Origin of the sequence: Paenibacillus sp. FSL H3-0321 (assembly GCF_038002865.1) — a bacterium.
Lineage (GTDB): Bacteria > Bacillota > Bacilli > Paenibacillales > Paenibacillaceae > Paenibacillus_AQ.
In genome coordinates this window covers 3,396,020-3,412,967 of the sequence record NZ_JBBODH010000001.1, presented here as the reverse complement: position 1 = coordinate 3,412,967, position 16,948 = coordinate 3,396,020, and the positions used below count along the sequence as shown (strand labels likewise).

Below are 16,948 nucleotides of genomic sequence, written 5' to 3'. Positions count from 1 at the left end.
GTGGGTCAAAAGGTAAATCCAGTCGGTCTCCGAGTCGGGATTATTCGCGATTGGGAATCTAAATGGTATGCAGGCAAAGATTTCGGTACTCTTTTAATGGAAGACGTCAAAATCCGGGAATACCTTAAAGGTAAGTTGAAGGATTCCGCTGTTTCCCGCATCGAGATCGAAAGAGCGGCAAGCCGCGTGAACGTTACAATTCACACTGCTAAACCAGGTATGGTAATTGGTAAAGGCGGAGCAGAAGTAGAAGTACTTCGCAGCGCAGTTACAACTATCGCTGGTGGCAAAAAGGTTCACATCAACATCAACGAAATTAAGCACCCTGAACTGGATGCAATTCTTGTTGCTGAAAGCATTGCACAACAATTGGAACGTCGTGTATCGTTCCGTCGTGCTCTGAAACAAGCGATTCAAAGAACTATGCGTTCCGGTGCAAAGGGAATTAAAACTCAAGTTGGCGGACGTCTTGGCGGCGCTGAGATTGCCCGTTCAGAAGGTTATAGCGAAGGAACAGTTCCACTTCATACGCTTCGTGCCGATATCGATTACGGAACGGCTGAAGCACATACTACTTACGGCCGTATCGGTGTAAAAGTATGGATCTACCGTGGAGAAGTTCTTCCCCCAGCTAAGAAACAAGCTGCTCAGGAAGGAGGCAACTAATCATGTTGGTACCAAAACGCGTTAAACACCGCAAGCAACAACGCGGTCACATGAAGGGTATGGCAAAAGGCGGTACCGAATTGAACTTCGGCGAATTCGGCTTGCAAGCTTTGGAGCCGTCTTGGATCACTAACCGTCAGATCGAAGCTGCCCGTATCGCAATGACACGTTACATCAAACGTGGCGGTCAAGTTTGGATCAAGATTTTCCCAGATAAGCCTATTACTCAAAAACCTCTTGAGGTTCGTATGGGTAGTGGTAAAGGTAACGTTGAGAAATGGGTAGCCGTAGTTAAACCGGGCAAGATTATGTTCGAACTCGGAGGCGTGTCGGAAGAAATCGCTCGTGAAGCGATGCGTCTTGCCGCTCACAAGCTGCCTATCAAGACTAAGTTTGTGAAACGTGAAGAATTGGGTGGTGAAGCAAATGAAAGCTAATGAACTTCGCAACTTAACCACTGCCGAGATTGAACAAAAGATCGCAGGATTCAAAGAAGAACTTTTCAATCTCCGTTTTCAATTGGCAACTGGCCAATTGGATAACCCGACTCGGATTCGTGATGTGCGTAAGGAAATAGCTCGTGCTAAAACCGTTATCCATCAAAGAGTACTCGGGATCAGCTAAGTGAGGGCGGATTAATGATCCGTAATCAGGAAGGAGGCTAACTATGAGCGAAGAACGTAATGCACGCAAAGTGCTGATCGGTAAAGTAGTCAGTGACAAAATGGATAAAACCATCGTAATTGCTGTTGAAACCTATAAGAAACATAATTTGTATCACAAACGCATCAAGTCTACGAATAAATTCAAAGCACATGATGAGGAAAACGTTGCTAAAATCGGTGATACTGTAAAAATCATGGAAACTCGTCCTTTGTCTAAAGACAAACGTTGGAGACTTGTTGAAGTGGTTGAAAAAGCGGTTATCATCTAAGATAGTGAGCAGACCCTTTCCGGAAGGAGGAAATTAATAATGATTCAACCATTTACACGTTTGCATGTGGCTGATAACTCTGGTGCGAAGGAACTGATGTGTATCCGCGTACTGGGTGGTACTGGACGCCGTACAGCAGCAATCGGTGATCTGATCGTTTGTTCCGTTAAACAAGCAACACCAGGCGGCGTTGTCAAAAAGGGTGATGTTGTTAAAGCGGTGGTTGTTCGTACTAAACGTTCTGTGCGCCGTAAAGACGGTTCTTACATCGCATTTGACGAAAATGCAGCTGTTGTTGTTAAAGACGACAGAAGCCCACGCGGAACACGTATCTTCGGACCAGTTGCTCGCGAACTTCGCGATAAAGACTACATGAAGATCGTTTCCTTGGCACCGGAAGTAATCTAATAAAGTTACCCATAAAGTAACGTGAAGTTCTGAGAAGGTTAGTCATAGGAGGTGTAATAAATGCCTAGAGTGAAAAAAGTTCTGGAATCCCATAACAATAAACTGCATGTGAAGAAAGATGATGTGGTACTTGTGATCAGCGGGAAAGACAAAGGTAAAAAAGGCCGTGTCATCGCTGCTTATCCTCGTGAAAACCGCGTCCTGGTAGAAGGCGTGAACATGGTGAAAAAACACCAGAAGCCTAACCAGTTGAATCCGCAAGGCGGAATCATCGAACAAGAAGCTTCGATTCATGTGTCCAACGTAATGCACATTGATCCGAAGAGCGGTAAAGTTACTCGTATCGGTTACAAAGTACTCGATAACGGTAAGAAGGTTCGGGTAGCAAAGAGATCCGGAGAGATTATCGACTAATACAGTTCTAAAGAAAGGAGGTAAATCTTCATGGCAGCAAGAATGAAAGAACGTTATTTGAATGAAATAACACCTGCTCTGATGCAGAAGTTTAACTATACAACTGTTATGCAAGTACCTAAGATCGAGAAGGTTGTCATCAACATGGGTGTGGGTGACGCTGTTCAGAACTCCAAAGTACTTGATGCTGCAGTTAATGACTTGCAACTGATCGCTGGTCAAAAGCCAGTAATCACTAAAGCTAAAAAATCCATCGCCGGTTTCAAACTGCGCGAAAATATGCCGATTGGGGTTAAAGTAACACTGCGCGGCGAGCGTATGTATTACTTCCTGGACAAATTGTTCAACGTAACGCTTCCACGCGTACGTGACTTCCGCGGTGTTCCCACTAAAGCCTTTGACGGCCGTGGTAACTACACGCTTGGTCTTAAAGAACAACTGATCTTCCCAGAAATCGAGTATGACAAAGTGGATAAGGTCCGCGGTATGGACATCGTTATCGTAACGACTGCAAAGACGGATGAGGAATCCCGTGAGCTGCTGAATCAGCTGGGAATGCCTTTCGCTAAGTAAGAATCATCCATTTCTCCGAAACTGTTTAGGAGGTGTCAGGCTAAAGTGGCAAAAACTTCGATGAAAGTTAAACAACAACGCGAGCCTAAGTTCAAAGTACGTGCATATACACGTTGTGAGCGTTGCGGTCGTCCACATTCGGTACTGCAAAAGTTCAAAATTTGCAGAATTTGTTTCCGTGAGTTAGCTTATAAAGGCCAGATCCCTGGCGTGAAAAAAGCAAGTTGGTAAGAAGTTTATAAACGGGAAGGAGGTTTACACACATGACTATGTCTGATCCTATTGCAGATATGCTTACTCGTATTCGTAACGCCAACACTGTGCGTCACGAGACAGTAGAAATGCCTGCTTCTACTATGAAAAAACAAATCGCGGACATCTTGAAGCGTGAAGGTTTCATCCGTGATGCGGAATTCGTTGAAGATAGCAAACAAGGGATTATCCGTATCTTCTTGAAATACGGCCCTAACCAAGAGCGTGTTATCTCTGGTCTGAAAAGAATCAGTAAACCAGGCCTTCGCGTTTACACGAAGAGCAATGAAGTGCCTCGTGTACTCGGCGGCCTAGGAATCGCGATTATCTCCACATCTAAGGGAGTTATGACCGACAAAGAAGCTCGTCAATCAAAATCGGGCGGAGAAGTTGTCTGCTACATTTGGTAATAAACGTCACAAGATAAGGAGGTGCAACACATGTCTCGTATTGGTCGCAAACCAATCGCAGTACCTAGCGGTGTAGATGTCACTTTGGACAACGCCGTTATTACAGTAAAAGGTCCTAAGGGCACTTTGACTCGTGAGCTTCATAAAGACATGAAGGTTACAGTTGAAAATAACGAAATCACCGTTGTTCGCCCGTCGGACAACAAATTGCATCGTTCACTTCACGGCACAACCCGCTCCGTTGTCAACAACATGGTGAGCGGTGTGACTGAAGGTTTCTCGAAATCTCTGGAGCTGGTTGGGGTCGGATATCGTGCAAGCAAATCCGGAGATAAAATCGTTCTGAACGTTGGTTACTCCCACCCGGTTGAAATTACACCGGAAGCGGGCATCGAGTTCGAAGTTCCTGCGAACACGAAGATCATCGTTAAAGGTATCGATAAAGAACGCGTTGGCGCTTATGCTGCCAAAATCCGTTCCGTACGTGAACCAGAACCGTATAAAGGTAAAGGTATCAAATATGAAGGCGAGCGTATCATCCGCAAGGAAGGTAAAGCCGGTAAGAAGAAATAATCGGCTTACTCTTCATTGTAAGATACCCCGTGCATCTTAAAGTGAAGCTGTTTACGGCAAACTGAAGGGAGTGAAAGGGAAGTCATGATTACAAAAGAGGATAAAAACAAGGCTCGTCTCAAAAGACACCTGCGTGTTCGTAAAAAAATCCAGGGAACTACTGAGCGTCCACGTTTGAACGTGTTTCGTTCTTCGAAACACATCTACGCTCAATTGATTGATGACGTGACAGGCGCTACAATCGTATCTGCCTCGACACTTGATAAAGATCTGAGCGCTACAATCGGCAATGGCGGCAGCGTTGAAGCTGCAAGCAAAGTAGGTCAATTGATCGCTGAGCGTGCTAAAGCTAAAGGTTATGCAGTGGTTGTATTTGACCGCGGTGGATACTTGTACCATGGACGAATTCAGGCTTTGGCTGATGCAGCTCGCGAAGCTGGTCTTGAATTCTAGAATATTTCTTAAAAGGAGGTTAACGACTTGCGTGTAGATCCGAACAGTTTAGAGCTGACAGAAAGAGTTGTACACATTAACCGTGTAGCAAAAGTTGTAAAAGGCGGACGCCGTTTCAGCTTTAGCGCACTTGTTGTTGTGGGCGATGGCAACGGCTACGTTGGTGCTGGTATCGGTAAAGCCGGCGAAGTTCCGGATGCCATCCGTAAAGGCATTGAAGACGCCAAGAAAAACCTGATTCACATTCCAATCGTAGGAACTTCGATTCCCCATCTGGTTACTGGACATTTCGGCGCAGGACGCGTGCTGCTGAAACCAGCATCGGAAGGTACTGGCGTTATTGCCGGCGGTCCAGTTCGTGCGGTATTGGAATTGGCAGGCGTTGGCGACATCTTGACAAAATCTTTGGGTTCTTCGAATTCCATGAACATGGTCAATGCAACTTTAGAGGGTCTTTCCCGTCTGAAACGCATTGAAGAGGTCGCGAAACTTCGCGGCAAATCTGTCGAAGAATTGCGCGGTTAAGGAGGGGAACGTCAATGGCAAAATTGCAAATTACCCTCGTACGCAGCGTAATTGGACGTCCAGAAACACAACGTGTTACTGTTAAGACGCTCGGCCTGCGTAAGACTAACTCGTCCGTGGTTCACAATGACACTCCTGCAATTCGCGGAATGATCAACAAAGTGAGCCACTTGCTGTCCGTTACAGAAATCGAAGGCTAAACGCCTCGCATAAATTAACAAACATAAGGAGGTGCAAACGATGAAGTTACATGAACTTGCTCCAGCTCCGGGTTCCCGCAAAGAACGCAACCGCGTTGGTCGCGGACCTAGTAGCGGTAACGGAAAAACTTCCGGTCGCGGTCATAAGGGTCAAAACTCCCGTTCCGGCGGTGGTGTTCGTCCCGGCTTCGAGGGTGGACAAAACCCGCTCTATCGTCGTCTGCCTAAACGTGGTTTCGTCAATCCTACCCGTAAAGAGTATGCGATTGTGAACCTGGAAGATCTGAATAGCTTTGCTGAAGGAACTGAAGTGACTCCACAGTTGCTGATTGAAACTGGTGTTGTAAAGAATTCCAAAAGCGGCATTAAGATTCTCGGTAACGGCGAATTAGCCGTTAAATTGACTGTACAAGCAAATAAGTTCTCTCAATCTGCGGTAGAGAAAATCGAAGCTGCCGGCGGTAAAACCGAGGTGATCTAATGTTCAAGACGCTTAAGAATATATGGCATATTGAAGATTTGCGCAAAAAGATCCTGTTTACCCTGTTCGTTCTGATCATCTACCGACTCGGTTCGTTTGTACCGGTTCCTGGTGTGAACAAAGAAGTACTGGAAACAACAAATCAAAGCGGCGACGCTTTGATGGGTCTTCTGAACACCTTCTCGGGCGGAGCGCTCAAAAACTTCTCGATTTTTGCGATTAGTATTTACCCGTACATTACCGCATCGATCATCGTGCAATTGCTGTCGATGGATGTTATTCCTAAGTTTGCTGAATGGGCAAAACAAGGGGAGCACGGGAAAAAGCAACTGGCGCAAGTCACCCGTTACGGCACAGTAGTGCTCGGTCTGATTCAAGCGTTTGCGACTTCAATCGGATTCAACCGGATCTACAGCACTGAGATGATCCCGAATGCAACCTTTGCGGATTATCTGCTTATCGCGATCATTCTGACTGCAGGTACATCGTTCCTGATGTGGCTGGGTGAGCAGATCACGGAAAAGGGAATAGGAAACGGGATTTCGATCCTGATTTTTGCGGGAATCGTCGCTGCCATACCGGGACATATCACGGCTACGGCTCAATCCAGCTTTATACAGCCGGATCAGATGTTCCTGAATATTCTTAAAGTCGTTATCGTGTTGATCTTGGTTGCGGCGATTATTGTTGGAGTAATCTTCGTACAGCAAGGGATTCGTAAGATTCCTGTGCAATATGCCAAACGCGTAGTCGGCAACAAGATGTATGGTGGACAGAATACGCATATTCCGCTGAAGATTAACGCAGCAGGCGTTATTCCTGTCATTTTCGCTGTTTCTCTACTGCAATTCCCGGTTGTACTCTCCAGCTTCTGGTCAACACATGAGTGGGCGAAATGGGTTGCTGGCAACCTGAAGTTTAATGAGCCTCTCGGTATGGTTCTGTATGTGCTGATGATTATTGGATTTACGTTCTTCTATACGTTTGTTCAGATGAATCCACAGCAGATGGCCGATAACATGAAGAAGAATGGCGGTTATATCCCGGGTATCCGTCCTGGTAAAGCAACGGAAAAATATCTCACCAAGGTAATGTCCCGTCTGACTATGTCCGGCGCGCTGTTCTTGGCGTTTATATCCGTACTTCCTGTATTCTTCGGGAAGCTCTCCGGTCTACCTGATTCGGTTCAGATTGGTGGTACATCCATCCTGATCGTAATTGGTGTGGCATTGGATACCATGAAGCAGATCGAGAGCCAATTGATCAAACGCCATTACAAAGGCTTCATCAATAAATAGTGGATAGGTTCCGGCGAAGCATGTGATTTACAGACTTCCCGGCACCTATTGTGCTGTTTCTTGCTTGGTGGCGAACTTTTGGGGGGAGAGAGAAATCGTGAACATTCTATTCATGGGCCCTCCTGGGGCAGGCAAGGGGACACAAGCAGCAGTTATCGTTAAAGAGCTTGGCATTCCGCATATTTCGACAGGTGACGCCTTCCGCTTGGCAATCAAGCAGGGTACTCCGGTTGGACTGAAGGCCAAATCTTACACCGAGCAAGGCTTGCTTGTACCTGATGATGTGACTATTGGGATCGTTGAAGAACGGCTTCAGCAGTCCGATTGCGAAAAAGGTTTCTTATTGGATGGCTTTCCAAGAACCCTTTCGCAAGCGGAAGCGCTGGAAGATATCTTAAGCCGCCTCAATATTTCATTGGATCATGTAATCAACTTGAATGTAGACCGTGGACTGCTGATGGCGCGTCTTACGGGACGTAGAATCTGCAGAGTTTGCGGAGCATCCTACCATTTAATTTTCAACCCGCCGAAGCAAGAAGGCATTTGCGACATTGATGGCGGTGAGTTGTATCAACGTCCGGATGACAACGAAGAGAGCGTAGGCAAGCGTCTGGATGAGTATGATAACAAGACAGCACCGCTGCTTGCGTTTTATGAGAATAAAGGTCTTTTGCGTCAGGTAAACGGAGAAAACGAAATCAATGTCGTTACTTCCGAAATCGTATCTTTGTTGCGAGGTTAATGTAATGATCATTTGTAAATCCGAGCAGGAACTTGCCTTTATGAGGGAAGCTGGTCGAATTGTTGCCGAGAGTCACCGGTTGATCGCTGAGGCTATCCAGCCTGGCATCACAACCGGAGAGCTCGACAGAATCGCCGATCAATACATTCGCAGTCAAGGTGCTGTGCCGTCTTTCAAAGGTTACAACGGTTTTCCTGCCAGCATTTGCGCTTCAGTCAACGAACAATTGGTGCATGGATTTCCGGGTAAACGCAAATTGATGGAAGGCGATATAATAACGCTTGATATCGGTGCAGAGTACCGCGGTTATCACGGTGATTCCGCTTGGACCTACGGAGTGGGCAGCATTTCCGAAGAAGCTCAGCGCTTGCTGGACGTCACGGAAGGCTCCTTGTACGCAGGACTGGCGTTAGTCAAACCGGATGTGCGCTTGTTTACAATCTCCCATGCGATCCAGCAAACTATTGAAGACGCCGGATTCTCCGTCGTACGAGAGTATGTGGGTCACGGCATCGGGGCAAAACTGCATGAAGAACCGCAAATTCCGAACTATGGCATAGCGGACCGCGGACCACGTCTGAAACCGGGTATGGTACTCGCGATTGAGCCGATGGTGAACGTAGGGGACAGATATGTCAGAACGCTGGAAGATAACTGGACGGTCGTTACGGTAGACGGTTCATTGTGCGCTCACTTCGAGCATACAGTAGCAGTTACACCGGACGGCATGGAAATTTTCACAAAACTGAATGCGTAGGTGATCTTGATGAATACTCAGAGCAGCCCGCAGATTGGTCAATTGGTGAGAATTCTCAAAGGCAAAGATGCCGGAGAGGCTGCCGTGGTTATCGCAGTTGTGGATAGCAGATTTGTATATATTGCCGATGGGGACAAACGGAAGTTTGATGGGCCGAAGAAGAAGAACATTCAACATCTGGAGCTCATACCCTTTATCAGCAATGAGGTTGTGAACAGTTTGGAAGAAACCGGCCGGGTTACCAACGGAAAGCTGCGTTTTGCAGTGATGAAGTATGGCGGACCTGCTGGAATAAGTGCAGATGAGAAAGGAGACTAACTGTGGCTAAAGAAGATGTCATTGAAGTCGAAGGTACGGTCATTGAGCCGTTGCCGAATGCAACGTTTAAGGTAGAGCTTGAGAATGGTCATCAAATACTTGCCCATGTGTCCGGGAAATTGCGGATGCACTTTATCCGTATCCTAACCGGAGACAAAGTGGTCGTGCAGTTATCGCCTTACGATTTATCTAAAGGTCGTATAACTTACCGTAAATAGGTGGGAACTACAACAAAAGTTTTGCTTCGCAAAACTTTGAGGAGGTAATTAACATGAAGGTAAGACCTTCTGTGAAGCCCATGTGCGAGAAATGCAAAGTCATCCGCCGCAAAGGGACTGTTATGGTAATTTGCGAAAATCCGAAACACAAACAAAAACAAGGTTAAGAAGGGGGTGTAGCGTAAAATGGCTCGTATAGCTGGAGTGGATTTGCCACGTGATAAACGCGTTGAGATCGCCTTGACTTATATTTTCGGAATCGGTAAAACGACTTCCCAGAAAATTCTTAATGAAACAGGCATTGACGTTAACACACGTGTCCGTGATTTGACGGAAGATGAAGTCAGCAAACTGCGTGAAATGATCGACAAATCGGTTAAGGTTGAAGGTGACCTGCGTCGTGAAATTTCCTTGAATATTAAGCGTCTTACTGAGATCGGCTGTTACCGCGGTGTTCGCCACCGTCGTGGATTGCCTGTTCGCGGTCAACGCACTAAAACGAATGCCCGTACCCGGAAAGGCCCGCGTCGTACGGTAGCAAACAAAAAGAAATAATAAGGGGGGATAAGAGACAATGGCTAAACCGAAAAAAGTCGTACGTACCAAACGTCGCGACCGGAAGAATATCGAGAGCGGCGTGGCACATATTCGTTCCACGTTCAACAACACTATCGTTACGATCACGGATCCTCACGGAAATGCAATTTCCTGGGCTAGCTCCGGCGGTCAAGGATTCAAAGGTTCCCGTAAATCGACTCCATTTGCAGCGCAAATGGCAGCCGAAAGTGCTGCTAAAGCAGCGATGGAACACGGCATGAAGTCCGTTGAAGTTATGGTTAAAGGACCGGGCGCGGGCCGCGAAGCAGCCATCCGTTCCCTTCAAGCCGCAGGGCTTGAAGTAAACCTCATTAAAGACGTAACTCCGGTTCCTCACAATGGATGCCGTCCGCCGAAACGTCGTCGCGTATAGTGAAATCAGAATTGTGATTGTGGTATAATTCTGACGCATCTGCTAATAATAGGTGTTTAGGCATACTACATGATGCACCTGATGGGGTGACAGTTTCATATAGGAGCGACGTTTGAAGGAGGGGTACACTCGTGATAGAAATCGAAAAGCCGAAGATTGAGACCGTAGAAGCCAATGATGAAGGAACCTATGGGAAATTCGTAGTTGAACCGCTGGAACGTGGATATGGCACGACTCTGGGGAACTCGCTTCGCCGGATTCTGCTTTCCTCCCTTCCGGGAGCCGCAGTAACATCGGTCCAAATTGACGGCGTTTTGCATGAGTTCTCGACCGTTCCTGGCGTAATGGAAGATGTGACGGAAATCATTCTGAACCTTAAAGCTCTTTCTCTGAAGATCCATTCAGATGAAGAGAAAGTGTTCGAGATTGATGCTGAGGGTGAAGGCATCGTTACCGCAGGTGATATCCGTGCGGATAGCGATGTTGAGATCCTCAATCCGGATCTTCATATTGCAACGCTGGGACCTGGCGCGAGACTTCACATGCGTATTTTTGCAGGCCGTGGTCGCGGCTATGTCCAAGCAGACCGGAACAAACGCGACGACCAGCCAATCGGTGTTATTCCGGTTGATTCCATCTACACTCCTATTTCCCGCGTGAATTACGGCATTGATAACACTCGTGTCGGTCAAGTGACGAACTATGACAAGTTGACGCTGGAAATTTGGACGGATGGCAGTATCAGACCGGAAGAGGCTGTAAGCCTCGGAGCCAAAATTTTGAACGAGCACCTCGTATTGTTCGTAGGACTTACGGACGAAGCGAAAGACGCCGAAATTATGGTTGAAAAAGAAGAAGACAAAAAAGAAAAAGTGCTTGAGATGACAATCGAAGAACTTGATCTTTCTGTCCGTTCCTACAACTGCCTCAAACGTGCCGGTATTAATACCGTACAAGAGCTGACTACGAAAACTGAAGAAGATATGATGAAGGTTCGTAACTTGGGCCGCAAATCTTTGGAAGAAGTTCAAGAGAAGCTCGAGGAACTTGGTTTGGGTCTCCGCACAGAAGAATAGTTAACAGATTGCTTGAGTACTTGAGTGAAGGAGGGAAAACAAATGGCATACCAAAAATTGGGCCGTGATTCCAGTGCGCGTAAAGCGTTGTTCCGCGACATGGTAACGGATCTGTTCCTTTACGAGCGCATCCAGACAACGGAAGCCAAAGCGAAGGAAGTTCGTTCCATCGCTGAGAAACTGATCACTAAAGCGAAAAAGGGCGATCTTCATGCTCGTCGTCAAGTAGCTGCATTTGTTCGTCGTGAAACTGTTGACGGTGAACAAGATGCAATCCAAAAACTGTTCTCTGATATTGCTCCTCGTTACACAGAGCGTCCAGGCGGATACACTCGTATCCTGAAGCTGGGACCTCGCCGTGGCGATGCTGCGCCTATGGTTTATCTTGAACTGGTAGACCGCGCGTAGTAACGCAAGTAATGATTTCCGGAATTATCCCTTTCCCCCATGATCCTCGGAGCATGGGTAGGAAAGTATTAAACGTTATTGTGCTGCAGGGGCGATAAGGCCCTGCCGTACAACTAACCGCGGGAATCACCTTGTATAGAGTAGAAGGAGCTCCCGCCGGGGCTCTTTTTTTTTGAAAACCAAGTATGGACTGACAGGAGAACGGAATGCGCAATCTATTGATGAAAGTCAATTATGACGGGACCCATTATGATGGCTTTCAGACCCAGCCTCAGGGCAATACGATTCAGGACCGGCTGGAACAGGCCATACTCCATCTGACGGGCGAGGCGCTCAAAATAACCGCCTCTGGACGGACAGACGCGGGTGTGCATGCTTATGGACAGCCGTTTAACTTCATGACCTCCTCTCAAATCCCGCTTGAACGCTGGTGCCTGGCCCTGAATGCCCGGTTGCCGCAAGATATCGTGGTTACCGAGGCGAGGGAGGTTCCGCTATCGTTCCACTCTCGTAGAGGAGCAAAGCGCAAAACCTATCGGTACACAATTAATGGCAACCGGTTTCCGGATCCGTTTCAGCGGCGCTGGCAGCATCACCACCCGGTGAAACTCGATATACCGGCTATGCAGAAAGGTCTTACACATTTACTGGGTACCCATGACTTCACCTCGTTCGCATCACGGAAGTCCACGAAGACTTCCCATGTCCGGACGATCTTTGAGGCTCATATGGAGATTGACCGCAGTATGTGTCGACCTGACTCTGTAGACCAGGGTGTCATTCACACTTATATTACGGGCAGCGGATTTCTGCAGCATATGGTTCGCATTATTATGGGGACGCTGATTCATGTGGGTGAAGGCAAATACCATGCGGATAAGGTTGCGGATATTCTAGCCGCATGCGATCGGGCGGCGGCAGGACCAACGGCCGTATCCAAGGGCTTGGCGCTGTGGAGTGTTGAATATGACGAGGATGGAATTTAGGCGAGAGCGTTCTATACTTTTTTAATAAAAATTATAGTCAAATAGCTTAAAAATCACTTGCACTTGTCATGTTTATGCTGTAATATAAAAGTTGTGTTTTCTTGATGGCTATCCCACAGCCCCGATCAAGAAGATGCCGACAAATAAGCTTTTTTTAACTCACATAATCGTAATCCAATGAGAAACAAGATATACGAAACAGATGATTTTCGTACGAGAACAAGGAGGAAACATTCATGCGTACCACCTATATGGCGAAACCAAACGAAGTTGAACGCACTTGGCACATCATTGATGCCGAAGGCAAGACACTTGGTCGTTTGGCCAGCGAAGCCGCTGCATTGATCCGTGGCAAACACAAACCGCAATTCACTCCACATGTTGATACTGGAGATTTCGTAATTGTTATCAACGCTGAGAAGATTCACCTTACAGGCAAGAAAATGCAAAACAAGAAATACTACCGTCACTCGATGCACCCAGGTGGCTTGAAAGTCACTGTTGCAGAAGACCTGATCAAGACTAAACCTGAACGCATGATCGAATTTGCAGTTCACGGTATGATTCCTAAGACTCGTCAAGGGGATCACATGAAGCTGAGATTGAAAGTCTATGCAGGCGCCGAGCATCCACATGCAGCACAAAAACCTGAAGTTTACGAACTTCGCGGATAAGAATAAAGGAGGACAGTTTCATGGCACAAGTACAATACTATGGGACAGGTCGTCGTAAACATTCGGTAGCACGTGTTCGCCTTGTACCGGGTGAAGGACGCATTGTCATTAACAAACGCGAGATGGACGAATATTTCGGTGTGGAAACACTGAAGATGATCGTGAAACAACCTTTGAACCTGACTGAAACACTGGGCAACTACGATGTAATCGTTCTTGCACATGGCGGCGGCATTTCTGGTCAAGCTGGAGCAATCCGTCACGGTATCTCCCGTGCATTGCTCAAAGTGGACCCTGAATATCGCGGTGCGCTGAAGAAAGCCGGCTTCCTGACTCGTGACCCACGTATGAAGGAACGTAAGAAATACGGCCTCAAAGCAGCACGTCGTGCTCCACAGTTCTCGAAACGTTAATATCCCTTGGTTTCAAGGATATCAAGCCTCTGGCCTTTATGGCCAGGGGCTTTTTGTATTGGTATTTTAACGGAAGGTTCATGCTTATACTAATTAAACTTCTCTAAAGATCTTCGATCTGTTTCGAGGAGTTGAACGATATCCCTCATATGAAGTACAAAATTTCTTTTGGAATATCCACACCTGTAGACAAGTTGGTGCACTTGGAGTGTTAATTGTCCATCAAAACAAATTAAGTCTCCACTTATTGTTGATTCCACAACGATATCATTTAAGGCCTCTAGTTCAATTTCTTGAAACCGTTCATCCATAGGAATAACAATTTCATATTGTGTAGTTAAAGTCTTATAATCTAAACAAACAATTAGTTGGTCTGGCCCATCAAAATTGCTGTAGGGGTCATAATATGCCAATACTTTTGTCTCTTTAACATGATTGCTGTGTGTGTTTGGGTTTTTCTTGAATTTATTATGCAATGTTCTGCCAGATAATAATTCGCCTTCATATTCACGGCGTAAGATTTGATCAAACCTTAACTTAGCCATTTCTCTAGGGACTCCGAAGATGCTCGAGAGTTGATGGATTGCCTGATTGTAATCATCAGATAAAACGTATGCTCTTATCATGAAATACGGCATTGTCGCATAGAGTACAAATTTGTGAGCGTCTTCTTCCTGAGCTTTAACAAATTGATTGGGAAGTACGATCTGATTACCAACGTGGCGAAGCATGTGACAGAGCTCATGTAAGAAATCAAAGCGTTGTCTGATTGGAGATATCCGGCTATCCAGAAGAATACATCGCATACCTGAGACTGACTCATAAGCACGGCTACTGATAGGGGAATATTGTACATTTATATTTAGTTTAATGGAAAGATCATGAATTGTAATTTGCTCTGGGCTCGTAATGTGGTGATCTAAATAAATATGTTCAATGAATTGCTCTAAATGAGTTTTTTTGTAATGTATAAACATAATGGGCCTCCGTTATGAGAATGTATGTTCGTATATATGGATGCGTGAAACCAGCTCGTCGGCTGGCACCACGATTATGTGTGATTATGTGTATTAGTTGTTATTACTGATCATTTGCTTTTTTCTTCTCCAGGTCTTTAATAAAATTCCAGAAGGTAAGCATTTCCCGTTTTCTTTCTTCTGGAGCACCCAGGTAGTCTTTAAAGAATAGGCTGTGTTCAGGATTGTTAATAAAAGCTTCAAACTCAGCAAGCTCGTGAATCGAGTGGGAAACAACTTCTTCATCAGGTCTAAATGCCAAACGATCCATTTCTTCAGTTGTAATTCCTAGAGCACGGCATACTTTGATGACATTATCTACTGAAGCACCACCTACCCCGCGCATTAACATTGATCTGAGCGTAGTATAAGGAATCCCCGCTTTCTCAGCAAATGCTTTTGTGTTCAGGCCGGTTTCCTCGATCAGTTTCTTTAAGACTTCAGCCCTCCGCACTGTCAAGTCCTCCTCATATCATCAGAATGTTCTTTCTACTAAGATGTATTTCATTATAGAGGTTTTTTTTTTGCAAGTAAATGCTCAATATCGTATTTATTCGCAATAATCAATTGACTAAATACGAAAATGAGTATACCATTGATAAAAAATACGATATTGAGTATTGGGAATCATATTTATTTAAATTGTTTGATATATGAACAAAGCGCATTTATACAATAATAAGTGCTTAATTGATTCGTATAACAACGTTACTAATACATAATATGATTAATTCCCCTCACAAAAGGAGCATAAGGATGACTACAGTACGGAGTGGAAAACCAGCCCTGCCGTATACCAGGGAACTTGAGGGCATGCTTTCAGATTATCAGGATACTTTGAAGGTAGCCGAATGTGCTTATGTGAACGCTGATGCTGATGACCGGAAAATCATTTCTGGAATGGTCAGTGACTGCAAATACATAATTGAGTGGCTGACCACAGGGAGGCGTCCGGGAAATAGAAGGGGGATAGAGCGTCGTGCCGGATATGAACGTGAAATATTACTGGAACCGTTACGAATGCAGTTGTTTACCAGTAGCGATGCTATTAATCGAAGTGACTCGATTACAAATGATCGGCGTTCATTGCTTGATTTTGCTTTAGAGCCATTGAGTAAAAGGGAGCGAGAATGCTATATGATGGCGCATGGAGAAGGATTTTCCCATGCTTGTATAGCTGAGATGCTTGGAATTTCAGCCGGTAGCGTAAGTGAGTACATTCAACGGGCTCAAAGAAAAATAAGCCCTCTTGTTAATGAAATAAGAGAGTTTGTCTAGCAAATGCCCTGTATGTATAGAAAGACATTTTAAAGCATGTGCTTAACCGGCTTGGCTGGTAAGGAGGTGGAAGTTGATATGACTACTAAAGCTAATCTGTTCTAAAGGGTATGAAAATAAATTCATAATAATCGGGCAGTGCTTATGAGTGGAAGTGTTTACCGAAAGGGGAAATGATGTGACGATATTTTTGTTGATCAAGGCGATTCAAACCTTTTTGGAAAATGAGCTGGTTGATGATGCATTTGCGGTTCCAAATGTATATTTAGGTGATTTGCCGCCGAATTCTGCAGATAGTCAGGAGGATCCCGAATATCCGTTCATTATCATCCGACCATTTGAGGGGGAGGGAGGTAAGGATAACATACAATCCCAGATTAAACTCCTTTTTAGGACTCGGCCGCGGGATAATTCAGGATTTATTGATTTATTAAACCTGATGGAGCGGGTACGTATACTGCTTATGCGGCAAGGTATCCTGGAAAAGAAATTCGCTATTAATGATAGCTGGAAATGGAAACTTATTGAGGAACAGCCAATGCTCGAATGGGTTGGTGAAGTCATTACCACATGGACTTTACCGCAAATTAAACGGGAGGTAAAAATATGAGTCGAACTAAAAATAATGTTAAATTGCAGGAGGAGCAAGTGGTAACGGTGAAAGAAAATTTGGATTCAGTAAAAATCTATCTTGGTCCGAACTTGCCGGGTGGAAGCTTGCTGCAGTCAACTGTCTTTCGGACCGGTATTCCTGCTTATTTGCAGCCACTGATTGCGGAACAGCCGGATGTAGAAGAACTTATCGTACCGGTTAATGGGATGAATGCAGTGCAGGAACGTATTGTTCAGTCCGGTACAGCAGAGTATGCAGCATATCAAAGGCTTTTAGGAAAGGGGAATTAATT

General features: G+C 45.6%; 32 protein-coding genes. 30 read left to right on the top strand and 2 right to left on the bottom strand.

Annotated features, from left to right (window positions below; all coding sequences use genetic code 11):
- From rpsC to rpsI, 27 genes are all read left to right on the top strand, one after another.
- On the top strand, positions 1–666 hold the full coding sequence (gene rpsC, locus MHI45_RS15125; protein ID WP_038597067.1) for a 30S ribosomal protein S3: 666 nt from the start codon (positions 1–3) through the stop codon (positions 664–666).
- Between the two features lie 2 nt (positions 667–668).
- Entirely contained in the window at positions 669–1,103 is a 435-nt protein-coding gene (rplP, locus tag MHI45_RS15120) for a 50S ribosomal protein L16 (RefSeq protein WP_036652954.1), read from the top strand.
- Positions 1,093–1,290, top strand: coding sequence for a 50S ribosomal protein L29 (gene rpmC, locus MHI45_RS15115; RefSeq protein ID WP_019908232.1), 198 nt, complete (start codon positions 1,093–1,095; stop codon positions 1,288–1,290). Before rplP ends, rpmC begins: the two co-directional genes overlap by 11 nt.
- A gap of 43 nt (positions 1,291–1,333) precedes the next feature.
- A complete protein-coding gene (gene rpsQ, locus MHI45_RS15110; RefSeq protein ID WP_038597064.1) occupies positions 1,334–1,600 on the top strand; it encodes a 30S ribosomal protein S17 in 267 nt (88 codons plus the stop codon).
- 39 nt (positions 1,601–1,639) lie between these two features.
- The gene (rplN, locus tag MHI45_RS15105) at positions 1,640–2,008 is read left to right on the top strand and encodes a 50S ribosomal protein L14 (protein ID WP_019908234.1); all 369 of its coding nucleotides are present in this window, start codon (positions 1,640–1,642) and stop codon (positions 2,006–2,008) included.
- Positions 2,009–2,068: 60 nt separating this feature from the next.
- On the top strand, positions 2,069–2,422 hold the full coding sequence (rplX, locus tag MHI45_RS15100) for a 50S ribosomal protein L24 (RefSeq protein ID WP_019908235.1): 354 nt from the start codon (positions 2,069–2,071) through the stop codon (positions 2,420–2,422).
- Positions 2,423–2,452: 30 nt separating this feature from the next.
- On the top strand, positions 2,453–2,995 hold the full coding sequence (gene rplE, locus MHI45_RS15095; protein ID WP_076112954.1) for a 50S ribosomal protein L5: 543 nt from the start codon (positions 2,453–2,455) through the stop codon (positions 2,993–2,995).
- A 45-nt stretch (positions 2,996–3,040) separates the two neighbouring features.
- Positions 3,041–3,226, top strand: coding sequence for a type Z 30S ribosomal protein S14 (locus tag MHI45_RS15090; RefSeq protein WP_036589425.1), 186 nt, complete (start codon positions 3,041–3,043; stop codon positions 3,224–3,226).
- A 32-nt stretch (positions 3,227–3,258) separates the two neighbouring features.
- The gene (rpsH, locus tag MHI45_RS15085) at positions 3,259–3,657 is read left to right on the top strand and encodes a 30S ribosomal protein S8 (protein WP_019908239.1); all 399 of its coding nucleotides are present in this window, start codon (positions 3,259–3,261) and stop codon (positions 3,655–3,657) included.
- 30 nt (positions 3,658–3,687) lie between these two features.
- Positions 3,688–4,230, top strand: a complete 543-nt coding sequence (gene rplF / locus MHI45_RS15080; protein WP_038597058.1) for a 50S ribosomal protein L6 — start codon at positions 3,688–3,690, stop codon at positions 4,228–4,230.
- Between the two features lie 84 nt (positions 4,231–4,314).
- Positions 4,315–4,683, top strand: a complete 369-nt coding sequence (gene rplR / locus MHI45_RS15075) for a 50S ribosomal protein L18 (RefSeq protein WP_076112953.1) — start codon at positions 4,315–4,317, stop codon at positions 4,681–4,683.
- Between the two features lie 27 nt (positions 4,684–4,710).
- Positions 4,711–5,208 carry a 30S ribosomal protein S5 gene (rpsE, locus tag MHI45_RS15070; protein ID WP_036652980.1) on the top strand — a complete coding sequence of 166 codons (498 nt, stop codon included), beginning with the start codon at positions 4,711–4,713 and terminating at the stop codon, positions 5,206–5,208.
- Positions 5,209–5,222: 14 nt separating this feature from the next.
- A complete protein-coding gene (gene rpmD / locus MHI45_RS15065; protein ID WP_019908243.1) occupies positions 5,223–5,408 on the top strand; it encodes a 50S ribosomal protein L30 in 186 nt (61 codons plus the stop codon).
- A gap of 40 nt (positions 5,409–5,448) precedes the next feature.
- On the top strand, positions 5,449–5,889 hold the full coding sequence (gene rplO / locus MHI45_RS15060) for a 50S ribosomal protein L15 (protein WP_076112952.1): 441 nt from the start codon (positions 5,449–5,451) through the stop codon (positions 5,887–5,889).
- Positions 5,889–7,187 carry a preprotein translocase subunit SecY gene (gene secY, locus MHI45_RS15055; RefSeq protein WP_038597052.1) on the top strand — a complete coding sequence of 433 codons (1,299 nt, stop codon included), beginning with the start codon at positions 5,889–5,891 and terminating at the stop codon, positions 7,185–7,187. Before rplO ends, secY begins: the two co-directional genes overlap by 1 nt.
- A 97-nt stretch (positions 7,188–7,284) precedes the next feature.
- Positions 7,285–7,929 (top strand): adenylate kinase, encoded by a 645-nt coding sequence (locus MHI45_RS15050; protein WP_038597049.1) that lies wholly within the window; start codon positions 7,285–7,287, stop codon positions 7,927–7,929.
- A 4-nt stretch (positions 7,930–7,933) separates the two neighbouring features.
- Positions 7,934–8,686 (top strand): type I methionyl aminopeptidase, encoded by a 753-nt coding sequence (gene map, locus MHI45_RS15045; protein WP_076112951.1) that lies wholly within the window; start codon positions 7,934–7,936, stop codon positions 8,684–8,686.
- 9 nt (positions 8,687–8,695) lie between these two features.
- Positions 8,696–9,004 carry a KOW domain-containing RNA-binding protein gene (locus MHI45_RS15040; RefSeq protein WP_340896385.1) on the top strand — a complete coding sequence of 103 codons (309 nt, stop codon included), beginning with the start codon at positions 8,696–8,698 and terminating at the stop codon, positions 9,002–9,004.
- Between the two features lie 2 nt (positions 9,005–9,006).
- Positions 9,007–9,222: a translation initiation factor IF-1 gene (gene infA / locus MHI45_RS15035; protein WP_018753971.1), complete on the top strand. Its 216-nt coding sequence runs from the start codon at positions 9,007–9,009 to the stop codon at positions 9,220–9,222.
- A gap of 53 nt (positions 9,223–9,275) precedes the next feature.
- On the top strand, positions 9,276–9,389 hold the full coding sequence (rpmJ, locus tag MHI45_RS15030) for a 50S ribosomal protein L36 (RefSeq protein ID WP_026688601.1): 114 nt from the start codon (positions 9,276–9,278) through the stop codon (positions 9,387–9,389).
- 19 nt (positions 9,390–9,408) lie between these two features.
- Positions 9,409–9,777, top strand: a complete 369-nt coding sequence (gene rpsM, locus MHI45_RS15025; RefSeq protein ID WP_020427053.1) for a 30S ribosomal protein S13 — start codon at positions 9,409–9,411, stop codon at positions 9,775–9,777.
- 19 nt (positions 9,778–9,796) lie between these two features.
- Positions 9,797–10,192: a 30S ribosomal protein S11 gene (gene rpsK / locus MHI45_RS15020; RefSeq protein WP_019908251.1), complete on the top strand. Its 396-nt coding sequence runs from the start codon at positions 9,797–9,799 to the stop codon at positions 10,190–10,192.
- Between the two features lie 131 nt (positions 10,193–10,323).
- Positions 10,324–11,268, top strand: a complete 945-nt coding sequence (locus MHI45_RS15015) for a DNA-directed RNA polymerase subunit alpha (RefSeq protein ID WP_036680585.1) — start codon at positions 10,324–10,326, stop codon at positions 11,266–11,268.
- Positions 11,269–11,310: 42 nt separating this feature from the next.
- Positions 11,311–11,676 carry a 50S ribosomal protein L17 gene (gene rplQ / locus MHI45_RS15010; protein WP_019908254.1) on the top strand — a complete coding sequence of 122 codons (366 nt, stop codon included), beginning with the start codon at positions 11,311–11,313 and terminating at the stop codon, positions 11,674–11,676.
- A gap of 206 nt (positions 11,677–11,882) precedes the next feature.
- Positions 11,883–12,662, top strand: coding sequence for a tRNA pseudouridine(38-40) synthase TruA (gene truA, locus MHI45_RS15005; protein ID WP_076112950.1), 780 nt, complete (start codon positions 11,883–11,885; stop codon positions 12,660–12,662).
- Positions 12,663–12,898: 236 nt separating this feature from the next.
- A complete protein-coding gene (gene rplM, locus MHI45_RS15000; protein WP_038597038.1) occupies positions 12,899–13,336 on the top strand; it encodes a 50S ribosomal protein L13 in 438 nt (145 codons plus the stop codon).
- A 20-nt stretch (positions 13,337–13,356) separates the two neighbouring features.
- A complete protein-coding gene (rpsI, locus tag MHI45_RS14995) occupies positions 13,357–13,749 on the top strand; it encodes a 30S ribosomal protein S9 (protein ID WP_025706574.1) in 393 nt (130 codons plus the stop codon).
- Positions 13,750–13,838: 89 nt separating this feature from the next.
- Here the strand turns inward: rpsI and MHI45_RS14990 are convergent, their stop codons facing one another.
- Both MHI45_RS14990 and MHI45_RS14985 read right to left on the bottom strand, forming a co-directional pair.
- Complete coding sequence (locus MHI45_RS14990; RefSeq protein ID WP_076112949.1) at positions 13,839–14,726, bottom strand: ImmA/IrrE family metallo-endopeptidase; 888 nt, start codon at positions 14,724–14,726, stop codon at positions 13,839–13,841.
- A gap of 103 nt (positions 14,727–14,829) precedes the next feature.
- Positions 14,830–15,219, bottom strand: a complete 390-nt coding sequence (locus tag MHI45_RS14985) for a helix-turn-helix domain-containing protein (protein WP_076112948.1) — start codon at positions 15,217–15,219, stop codon at positions 14,830–14,832.
- A 302-nt stretch (positions 15,220–15,521) separates the two neighbouring features.
- On the opposite strand from MHI45_RS14985, the gene MHI45_RS14980 reads away from it, so the two are divergent.
- From MHI45_RS14980 to MHI45_RS14970, 3 genes are all read left to right on the top strand, one after another.
- Positions 15,522–16,043, top strand: coding sequence for a sigma factor-like helix-turn-helix DNA-binding protein (locus tag MHI45_RS14980; RefSeq protein ID WP_083675823.1), 522 nt, complete (start codon positions 15,522–15,524; stop codon positions 16,041–16,043).
- Positions 16,044–16,221: 178 nt separating this feature from the next.
- Complete coding sequence (locus MHI45_RS14975) at positions 16,222–16,653, top strand: hypothetical protein (RefSeq protein ID WP_052092341.1); 432 nt, start codon at positions 16,222–16,224, stop codon at positions 16,651–16,653.
- Positions 16,650–16,946: a hypothetical protein gene (locus MHI45_RS14970; RefSeq protein ID WP_341119172.1), complete on the top strand. Its 297-nt coding sequence runs from the start codon at positions 16,650–16,652 to the stop codon at positions 16,944–16,946. The genes MHI45_RS14975 and MHI45_RS14970 overlap by 4 nt, the downstream gene beginning before the upstream one ends.
- Positions 16,947–16,948 lie beyond the last annotated feature (2 nt).